Raw genomic sequence first — 803 nt, 5'->3', positions numbered from 1 at the left:
GACTGGCAGGGCACAGCCCCGCCATGCAGCAGGTGCGGGTGCTCATCGACAAGGTCGCCCGCAGCATGGCACCCGTGTTGTTGTGGGGTGAGTCGGGCACAGGCAAAGAGCTGGTGGCCCGCGCCATCCACGACTGCAGCAGCCGTGGCGCAGCCCCGTTCATCGCGGTCAACTGCGGCGCCATCCCGGAGCAACTGCTCGAAGCCGAGTTCTTCGGCTTCCGCAAAGGCGCCTTCACCGGCGCCACCGAAGACCGCGCCGGTTTTTTCCAGGCCGCGCATGGCGGCACGCTCTTCCTCGATGAAATCGGCGACCTGCCACTGGCCATGCAATCGAAACTGCTGCGCGCCATCCAGGAGCGGGCCGTGCGCCCCGTTGGCGCCACCCAGGAAGTGCCCGTGGACGTGCGACTCATCAGCGCTTCGCACAAAGACCTGGCCCACGAGGTCCAGGCTCAACGCTTTCGGCAGGACCTCTTCTACCGACTCAACGTCATCCGCATCGCACTGCCCCCCTTGCGCGAGCGGCTCGAGGACCTGCCCCTGCTTTGCCAACGCATCCTTGACCGCATCGGCCAGGAGTCAGGCCTCGCCTCGCCACCACAACTGAGCACCGACGCGCTGGCTGCGCTGCTGGCCCACCCCTTCCCCGGCAACGTGCGCGAACTGGAAAACATGCTGCACCGTGCGGTGGCGCTGAGCAACGCCACCACGTTGGAGGCAGACGACCTGGGCCTGCTGTCCGCGCCCACCAACGCCTCGCAGCCCCCTCTTGCGTCCCCCGAGCCAGCCGAGGCCGGCTCG

Annotated in this window: 1 protein-coding gene; it reads left to right on the top strand. The window is 67.9% G+C overall.

Annotated elements, in window-relative coordinates:
• Positions 1 to 803: sigma-54 interaction domain-containing protein (locus tag B2W70_RS02495; protein ID WP_286742506.1), on the top strand; the 803-nt coding region annotated here is incomplete at both ends.

It is taken from the genome of Aquabacterium sp. UBA2148 (assembly GCF_002328915.1).
Classification (GTDB): domain Bacteria; phylum Pseudomonadota; class Gammaproteobacteria; order Burkholderiales; family Burkholderiaceae_C; genus Aquabacterium; species Aquabacterium parvum.
Note: the sequence above shows the minus strand (reverse complement) of the source record. Positions and strands in the feature narration are given on the sequence as shown.